Source organism: Nostoc sp. (genome assembly GCF_035638895.1).
GTDB lineage: Bacteria > Cyanobacteriota > Cyanobacteriia > Cyanobacteriales > Nostocaceae > Nostoc.
Genome location: NZ_DASQZC010000469.1, coordinates 1 through 8,828 on the forward strand (window position 1 = coordinate 1; position 8,828 = coordinate 8,828).

An 8,828-nucleotide genomic window follows, 5' to 3' on the forward strand; every position below is an offset into this window, starting at 1 on the left:
TTACTCGATGAAGTCGGCGCGGGAACCGATCCAGTTGAAGGTAGCGCCTTAGCGATCGCCTTGTTGCAATATCTAGCCAACCATTCCCAGCTAACGATCGCCACTACTCACTTCGGGGAATTAAAAGCCCTGAAATACGAAGACGATCGCTTTGAAAATGCCTCTGTAGAATTTGACGAAAGTACTCTCTCACCCACTTACCGTTTGTTGTGGGGCATACCTGGACGTTCTAACGCCTTAACTATTGCCCTCCGCTTAGGATTGAACCCAGAAGTGGTACAACAGGCAAAAACCCAGGTGGGAGAAGCCACAGATGAAGTTAACCAAGTAATTGCTGGCTTAGAAGCACAACGCCGCCGTCAGGAAACCAAAGCAGCCGAAGCCCAAAGTTTGTTGCAGCAAGCGGAACGTTTATACAAAGAGGTATCCGCAAAAGCCGCAAGTTTGGAGGAAAGGGAAAGCAGTTTGCGGGCTTCACAGGAAATAGCAGTCCAACAAGCGATCGCTCAAGCAAAAGGTGAAATTGCCCAAGTGATCCGCCGTTTGCAGAAAGGTACGCCCACAGCCCAAGAGGCCCAGCAAGCAACCAATGCTTTAAATCAAATTGGTCAACAATATCAGCCAGCAACGTCAGCAAAACCAAAAGCTGGATTTATGCCCAAAGTAGGCGATCGCGTCCGCATTCCAAAATTGGGACAGATAGCAGATGTAATCACCGCCCCTGATGAAGATGGCGAGTTAAGCGTTCGGTTTGGGCTAATGAAGATGAACGTGAAGTTGCAAGATGTAGAATCTCTAAATGGTCAAAAGCCCGAACCAGTCGTTAAAGCCAAACCAGCCCCAGCAGCAGTAACCCCACCACCGCCAGTTGTCCCAGAAATTCGGACTTCCAAAAATACCATCGATTTGCGTGGAAAACGGGTGGCTGATGCCGAATACATTTTAGATAAAGCCATCTCGGAAGCTACAGGCCCAGTCTGGATTATTCACGGGTATGGTACTGGCAAACTGCGACAAGGAGTTCACGCATTTTTGCAACAGCATCCCAGAGTTAACAACTACGAACCAGCAGAACAAGCAGATGGCGGCACCGGTGTTACCGTTGCTCACATCAAATAAAGTGGCAATAAATATAACTAGTACAGTACAGCGTAAATCCAGCTACGACATAGCATAAGATATGCTATGTCGTATTTAAGAATTCAATAATGTAATTATATAACTTGATTTTAACCTTAACGTTCTATACATTCTATACATTCTATTATTGATTTATTGATTTAGTAAAATCTTTGACATAGCTAAATTAGCTACAGCACATCCTAAAAGATTTGTGGTTCTTCAGTTCATTTTATGGAACAGAATAATAAATAAAACCTAAAAATAGGCTATATTTATTGCTGTGACTGGGTTTTAAGTTTTTGAGTCTTTCTATAAAACTGCGGTTTTAATGCTCTACTATAAAACCAACGCAAGAACCAGATTTGTAAAATCCTCACTTTCTTGACTTTGCGGTAGCCTGGGGTAAGCTGTTTCGCATCGAAATAAACCCCTGTTCCCCTGCCTCTTTTTAAAGGAAATTGAGGACTAGTTAGACAGCTTATTGCAACTGTCCACAAAAAAATCTCTTTTGAAATATGAGAAAAAATCAAATGCCTAAAATACTCTCTATAGCTTTCGCTCTGACCATACCTGTTTCTGCTGGTACTGGTCTGAGTTTTGCCAGTTTCGCCACACTTGAAGCAAAACCCGCATACGCCCAAGCCCAGTTAACCCAGTTGAGAACTTATACTCTGCAAACCACGACCAATAGCGAGGGCTTCTTTTCAGTACCACACGGTTTAAATGGCCCAAATATTCAAGGCATTACGGTCGCTGTGCAACTCACTAACGGAAACTGGCACATTGTGCACCGTAGTAACCAGTTTTTTAACGACTTTTGGTGGAACAATGAATACGTACAAGGGAGCAACGTATCGCCTTCCTCTAATAATAGACCCGTCAAGATCATTTTATATGTATCCTGACCTCGCTACTTCTTTTCTAGAGCATCTATAGCGCTTCTCGTTTGGATGCAATAAACTCTGTCCTCACTTCCATTCCTCTTTCCTAAAAGGCTACGGTATAGACACAAGTCGAGTTGGAAATCAAATAGAGGGAAAAGAACGGAAAATTATTTTTAAAATCCTTGATTTTCCGTTAATCCTATATCAATAAGCTGACACTATTGATAATAACTTGAGAAACTTAAAACCTTGCCTATTAAGGCTTGTATCTTATCAGGCAAGTATTTTAGGACTTGTATGTACACCGTAACCTAAAAGGAGAGAGGCTTTGAATCTTAGTCCCCAACGCTACTAGGGAAGGATCTGGGGGTTAGGTTGCTAGTGAAATTCACTACAGGTTCACTTAAAGCTTCTTCAAACAATGTTTGAGGGTTCTCAATATCTGCACTAGCCAAAATATCTGCGGATTTTCCGGTTTCGGAGAATTCTTGTTCTATAAATTCTCGTGTTAACCCAGACGGGCCAAATCGCGTTTCTACTGGAATTCCATATTTATCATTAAAAGATTCAGCTACTTCTGTGAGGCTATCACGCAAACTACCAGCACCGTATAGCTTAACCGCCAATGCCTGAGTTGGCAAAGTGACACTGACAGCACAAGCTATCAGTGAAAAGGCAAAAAAATACTTTTTCATAGTTATTATATTATTGCGTTGCTATTCTTATCAGTGAATTATCTGTAACCCATACTGAAGAATGGGTTTTGGTAAATGTCTAAACTATTACCTCTGCCTATTAAGTTTACAAATGAGTTCTGATATGTGCGTAGTTAGCGGTTAGAACTATAGTACCAACTAAGTTGGAATAAATCAATCGCCCAACATCTTCAAACGCTGACTTTATTAAATTTTTAAGTTTGTCATCAGTTACATAGAGACATCAATCGTCCTGATGTTGCCTAACCTGTCCTGAAATAACAGGCTACACACAAGCGAAACTGGGGTAGGGTTCGGGTAAGCAGAAGAGGCACGGGAAGCTTTTGAGGAAAGAGGGTTATTGTTCAGTAATTCTTTTCTTAAGAAGCAAAAAATTTGTATAGTAATTATGTATACATGAAGACAAAGTAATAAACATCAAAAAATTTCAAAATTTAAAGCCACAAATAAATTAGGAGGTATTCTACACAATTATTCAGCGATAATTAGCGGTTAGCATGCAAAACAATAGTTTATTTATACTCTTGTACGGAATTAGCAGCAAAAGCCGGGTAAACCTTAACTAGAATTGATACTTTTCTACTTTGTCGAAAATAAATTTTCATCTAGAGTAGGACAAAGATACCTGCTGTTTAACACATAAAAAAGCTAGATGAAGCCTCTGCCTTAGAGCTATGGGAAACCAAGCATGATGCTTGAGAGTCTGGTTTCAAAATGGGTAACAGCAACATCCTCTATCAGCTTGATCACCTATGCTTAAAGTTATGCACTCGGCCGCCAACTCAGCCACTCCAAATTCCCAGTGGGAGGATTTAATCAAGCTTCCAGCCCCAAACACAGTTCAATGGGACAATATCAAAACCCAATTAGACTTGGTGCTGTTGGCGCTAGAAACCTTAACTGGGATTGGTTCAGAGGCTATGCTTTCGGCGGCAACTGATCTGAATTTAGAGTCAAGAGTGCCAGACCGCGTAGCTTTATGGCGACTGCGCCAATCAAATCCCCTACGCAAAGGTCAAGGAGGGCGAAAAAAGCTAGATGTCGAAGAAGCGCGATCGCTTGTTCTGATCATCTGCTACCTAGCCAAACAGCACCAGGAATTGATTCGCCGCGCTGTTGGACTGTTGGAACAAATGGCAGAAAATAACCGGGAACCTCACCAGGCTGCTTTACTTGGAGATTATATTGATGCTTTTTGCAACACTTACCAAGAGCGGATGGAAGAGGATGAGAAAATCTCAACGGATTTACTAACTAACCTGGCCCTAAAACTGCTTGTAGATTTACTTTTTTACAGTGCTCCTGGTGGGCATCGCCGTCTCTGGCTAGCACTTATAGACCGTTCAACAAAATTTTAAATTTTAGATTTGAAATTCCTCAACCAAAATTCGCTCATGAAAGTTTGCTAGATAAGGATTCCCTTTTAATGATCGTTAGTTCTTGGGCAATGCACTATCAATACTGCTGCCTCTTTGCACATCACAGAAGGAACCTGACAAAGTTCTGAGTGGAGGAATCCGCCTTTTCAACTTTTCTTTGCAAGCAACTGGCTCAATTTTTTGCAAAATCCCAAATAGTCTTCTTCGCAGTTCCTGCCATGCCTCTATCAAATTCTGTCATTCGTTGCTACACACCCCCTACTTGCACGCTAGAAGTATTCGCGCAAAGCTCCCCTTTGTCGCGTTGGATGGGGAAAACTGTCCTCAAGCACCTGAGCTTTGAGCTTCGTTTTGATGATCCCCGACTACCAGAAGAACACAGAGTTCCAATTCGGGGCGATCGCGATCAACTTGAAGCTTTATGTGATGCAGTCACAAGCTATGTACAGCAATTCCTCCAACAGTCTCCAGAAAGCTTTTGCGTCAGTTTCTCCGATACCCAGGAGTCAAGCACAGCATTAGGTGAGCCGGAATTAAAGTCCTCTACAAAAACATTAAATTCCTTTAGTACCCAGATTTCTGGGGCAAATATCCGCTTAGAACCAAGCAACCATTTAACTCACAACTTATTTCTCGGTTCTCTCGCCAACCAATCATCTGGCCCCGTAATTCAACTCAGTCTGCTGCAACTATTCGATTTGGCCAGTGCTTTAGATGAGTACTCAACTGATGTCATGGCACTCCCAACTCTCAACAGCACTTCGACTCTGAGGTTCCCTGTTTGGGCACCTGTTGCCGCAGTATTAGTATTAGGTGTAGGTTTATTACCAGTTACTTGGCAATATGCTAACAACATTAGAGAAAACCAACAGCAGACAGCTAAAACAGCAGATCCAGGAGCGGTAAAGACTGCTCTAGAACCTTCAACCTCACTAAACTTTCCCACGCCTCAACCTGGACTCACCACTCCATCAGAGAATTTGCTAGGTTCGACTCCTCCACTTTCCATATCCACTTTACCTCAAGCACCTTTAACAGCCCCTAGTTCTAGCTTCTCTACAGCGCCACCTCTAAATGCACTGACAATACCTCAAGGGAAGACTTCAACCCTTTCCACTAATCCAGCCATGCCTCCGGCGAGCTTCTCTACGGAACGCTCCGCGAACGCTAACGCACCATCTAGCAAAATCCCAGGCCAGGAAATTGCTATATTACCAAATCTTGCACAGAACGCTACAGGGTTAAGTACCCAACCTGGTACTCTCCCTAAGCTGCGGGATTTGCCACCCAGGCTATCTTCTAATACAAGCAGCTTACCAACTAATATCTCACCAGTTGTCCCCCCATCTCTTGACACCATACCTAATAGCGGCAATACTCCTACCCAACCCTCTCCACTAACCTCACAACAGCTAGAGGAAAGAATTAATTCCCTACAGCCACCTTCTCCTGGCGAGAAACCTGCTTCACAACTTTCCTCCTCTAGAACTGCCAATAATCCTTTTATCGATCAATTAGGGAACGAACGCCAAAGCCCCACATCCACAGAAGTGGCTACTGGCACATTATTTGATACACCTCAAGTAGCAGAAGCTAGAGAATACTTAAAAAAGCGTTGGCAACCACCCACTGGATTAGGACAAACATTAGAGTACAGTTTGATAGTCAGTGTTGACGGTACAATTGAACGAATTATTCCTCTCAATAAGTCAGCAAGAGACTTTGTTGATAACGCTGGGATGCCTGAAGTTGGGAAACCTTTTGTTTCCGCCAACAAACGCGGACAAAATGTCAAAATTCGAGTTGTTCTTACTCCTGATGGCAAAGTACAGACTTTTCCAGATGAATAAAAGTGAATTAATCAGTTTAACCTGAGATATTTCACTAGTCACAACAACCGCCTAGTAATGAATTACTTTTGCTATAAGCAAAAGTAGTCTTTAGACTACTAGTAAAAGGTTTCAGTCCACTTGAGTGGACTTTAGCTATTAGCCTCAGACTTCAGTCTGAGGCGGGCTGGCACCGCAAGACGGAAGTCAAAAGTCATTTATCAAAAGTCAAAAAATTCTAAGTAGTTATACAGAATTAATTACACAACGTCATTGCGAATGTAATGTTTGCGGTAGCGTATCTAAGAGTTGCGTAATGTTCGCTCTTAGCGTTCCCGCAGGGTAGCAATTCGCTTGCGGTTGGGATTGCTTCTCTACGAAATGCTCTGCGAATCCTCCGTTCCCAATGACTGTAAATATTTTGTCTAACTAATTATTCCAAGCCTCGCGCCATTTAAAATGGGATGTTTATTTTTGCGCCCCTATACCAGTTGGTTTATCGAGAATGTTGTAAGATTTCGATTTAATGCCACTTATAAAACTGGTACATACTTTGTGCCATTTTCTACTTACTTCAGTTGCTTTTGAGCTTGCTTTTTGGAGTCCAGTTACCAAACTGGTCTTACTATTGATACCAGTAAACTTACTAATCAATACAATTACTGTTAACACCAATTCTCCAAATGAAATTATAGATACAAGTTTGGAAACCCAGATGAAATCTGACTTTTCTTAATTACGTAGCTTGCTTCTCGCTGGAGGCGAGTATTAGGAATTGGTATAACTCACTCATATCAAAAGTAGGAAATATGCAAACAATTGGTACTCAAAAAGACAGTCCAGCTTGGGTTATTCAAACTTGGGCAGCTTTTGTAATTTCTATTTCTATGACCACCTTCGGCATTGTCAACTTACCTGTAAATGGCTGGGTGAAAGGCTTTATGGGTATGGGTATGGCTTTCTCTGTTGGCTCAACTTTTACTTTGGCGAAAACTACTAGAGACTTGCATGAAAATAGAAGATTAACCGCTAGGTTAGACGAGGCAAAAGTAGAAAAATTGCTTTCACAACACGATCCTCTAAATTTTAAATGAAGGCAGCCATAACAATTTTGGGTTTTGGATTGCCAATTTTGGGTTAATGGCATTTAAACAGAAATCCCTTTCAGCAATATCAAATAATACTAACTCTTACCATTTGATGCGATTTACACATCAAAAATTAACTAGTATGACGAAAACCAAAAGGACTGGTATCCAGTCCTTTATTATTTTGATTTAAGGTTTTTATCTTAATAACGGGATTTTTTGGTTTTTAACTTTTGCTTTTTACGCCGACGTTCGCTAGCAGCAACTGCATGTTCCACCGGATAACCGACTACAGGAATTACCTGATATTTGCGTTCTTGTTCTAATTTTTTCAGTTCAGTGTAATCAACCCAATGAATGCAATCAACTGGACAAGTGTCAATTGCTTCTTGGATAATTTCCTCAGCGTCTCCATCTTGCCGAACTACGCGCGATCGCCCGTAATCTGGTTCAATGTAAAAGGTGTTACGTGCAACATGAGCGCAATGCTTGCAACCAATACAAGTGATTTCGTCAACATAAACACCATTTTGGCGCAGAAAACCGCCCAATTCCGGTTCTAAACCAGAACGTTCTGGGGCATCCCGTAAAAAACCCCCTAATTCTGGTTCCAAACCGGAACAATTTTCTTCCTGTTCTTCCCGCGACGGCAGAAAATCAGCCATTACGCACTCCAGCGCTGTACTACCAGGCGAATTGAACCATCTTCATTTTTTTGTTGTTCAGAGACTTGAAAACCAACACGAGCGGTTTCTTTGACAACTGTTTGATAAGCATAGCGCTGTGTTACCTGGCGTAAAAATCCGTCAACAGACAGGTTTTGCTGCCAATATTGCAAGTCAGCCACTAATTCATATTCCTTACCATTCCATTTAAAGCCGATGTCATAGCCATTTTCCTGCTCAATACTAACTTCCGCAGGATGGGTTTGACCGCGATAGCCACGGACTTCGCGTGGGCCGGGCTTCCAGTCTACGCCCAATTCAGTCAAAGCGTCTTTCAAAGAATCAAGGTTACGGATTTGAGTCTTAATTTGGCTAAAGTGTGACATGGTGGTTGTGAATTAATTACACTAAACTACTGTGAAAACTTACCAATCGCTGTAAGTGGTGTGTGTATTCGCCACATTAGATTGCTGCACCTTGGCGGCGAAATATTCTGAGGTTGGCTCATAATTAAGTACTTGCCCCAGCTGTGCTTCTATTGCTGCTGTAACCTCAGTGCAAGAAGCACCCACAATGCCAGTGACTTTTTCTTGTACCCGACCGTCTGGATAGATTATGAACTCTAATGTCTCCATGCTCTTGGCCAACCACGATAAGTACGCTTAAATTCTACTGTCTTGGCAGAAGGCTACAAATATAGCCGTAGGAACATTTTTACTTAGATACAAACTTACCATTTGTTAAATAATGTTCCATCTCTCAATATATATATCTCAGAATCTTTACAAAAATTATTAATTTTGTAATCAGTCACATCATTTAGTTAGTCTCTCTTAACCTCATCGATTAGTCAAGGTAACTACTGAGCTTGCCAAGTAAACGCCAAAAGTCCTAAATATAAGCATTATAGGTAATATAGCCAGCAAGGCAATTCACAAAAATATAAAATTTAGTGAAAAACTTTATCATTAGATAAACCTTATTCTCTTAAGGTTTTCCAGATATCCCTCTTCTGTCACTCTCCGGGAGGGCGATCGCTAGAACCCCCATGAGGCAATCAATACAAGCTATACTATTAGAAAAAAATTGGTCTTGTATTTGTTATTAGGAAAAAATCTGGCGATCGCTTCCTGTACAAAGGCTCT

Annotated in this window: 9 protein-coding genes; 5 read left to right on the top strand and 4 right to left on the bottom strand. The window is 41.6% G+C overall.

Going from position 1 to position 8,828, the window contains the following annotated elements:
- On the top strand, positions 1 to 1,119 hold a 1,119-nt coding region (locus VE944_RS23560), incomplete at its 5' end, for a Smr/MutS family protein (RefSeq protein WP_324982717.1).
- A gap of 518 nt (positions 1,120 to 1,637) precedes the next feature.
- Positions 1,638 to 2,027: a hypothetical protein gene (locus VE944_RS23565; RefSeq protein WP_324982720.1), complete on the top strand. Its 390-nt coding sequence runs from the start codon at positions 1,638 to 1,640 to the stop codon at positions 2,025 to 2,027.
- 314 nt (positions 2,028 to 2,341) lie between these two features.
- Here the strand turns inward: VE944_RS23565 and VE944_RS23570 are convergent, their stop codons facing one another.
- The gene (locus VE944_RS23570) at positions 2,342 to 2,701 is read right to left on the bottom strand and encodes a substrate-binding domain-containing protein (RefSeq protein WP_324982723.1); all 360 of its coding nucleotides are present in this window, start codon (positions 2,699 to 2,701) and stop codon (positions 2,342 to 2,344) included.
- Between the two features lie 773 nt (positions 2,702 to 3,474).
- On the opposite strand from VE944_RS23570, the gene VE944_RS23575 reads away from it, so the two are divergent.
- The 3 genes from VE944_RS23575 (at position 3,475) to VE944_RS23585 (ending at position 7,024) form a co-directional block, all read left to right on the top strand.
- A complete protein-coding gene (locus VE944_RS23575) occupies positions 3,475 to 4,080 on the top strand; it encodes a DUF3038 domain-containing protein (RefSeq protein ID WP_012406938.1) in 606 nt (201 codons plus the stop codon).
- A gap of 239 nt (positions 4,081 to 4,319) precedes the next feature.
- Positions 4,320 to 5,951 (top strand): DUF4335 domain-containing protein, encoded by a 1,632-nt coding sequence (locus tag VE944_RS23580; RefSeq protein ID WP_324982729.1) that lies wholly within the window; start codon positions 4,320 to 4,322, stop codon positions 5,949 to 5,951.
- A 788-nt stretch (positions 5,952 to 6,739) separates the two neighbouring features.
- Positions 6,740 to 7,024, top strand: coding sequence for a YiaA/YiaB family inner membrane protein (locus tag VE944_RS23585; RefSeq protein WP_094328132.1), 285 nt, complete (start codon positions 6,740 to 6,742; stop codon positions 7,022 to 7,024).
- A 197-nt stretch (positions 7,025 to 7,221) separates the two neighbouring features.
- Here the strand turns inward: VE944_RS23585 and VE944_RS23590 are convergent, their stop codons facing one another.
- The 3 genes from VE944_RS23590 to VE944_RS23600 are packed head-to-tail and all read right to left on the bottom strand — an operon-like array spanning position 7,222 to position 8,318.
- Positions 7,222 to 7,683 (bottom strand): ferredoxin, encoded by a 462-nt coding sequence (locus VE944_RS23590; protein WP_324982736.1) that lies wholly within the window; start codon positions 7,681 to 7,683, stop codon positions 7,222 to 7,224.
- Complete coding sequence (locus tag VE944_RS23595; RefSeq protein ID WP_229472741.1) at positions 7,683 to 8,069, bottom strand: DUF1257 domain-containing protein; 387 nt, start codon at positions 8,067 to 8,069, stop codon at positions 7,683 to 7,685. The genes VE944_RS23590 and VE944_RS23595 overlap by 1 nt, the downstream gene beginning before the upstream one ends.
- 39 nt (positions 8,070 to 8,108) lie before the next feature.
- The gene (locus VE944_RS23600) at positions 8,109 to 8,318 is read right to left on the bottom strand and encodes a DUF2997 domain-containing protein (protein WP_324982740.1); all 210 of its coding nucleotides are present in this window, start codon (positions 8,316 to 8,318) and stop codon (positions 8,109 to 8,111) included.
- Positions 8,319 to 8,828: the final 510 nt, after the last annotated feature.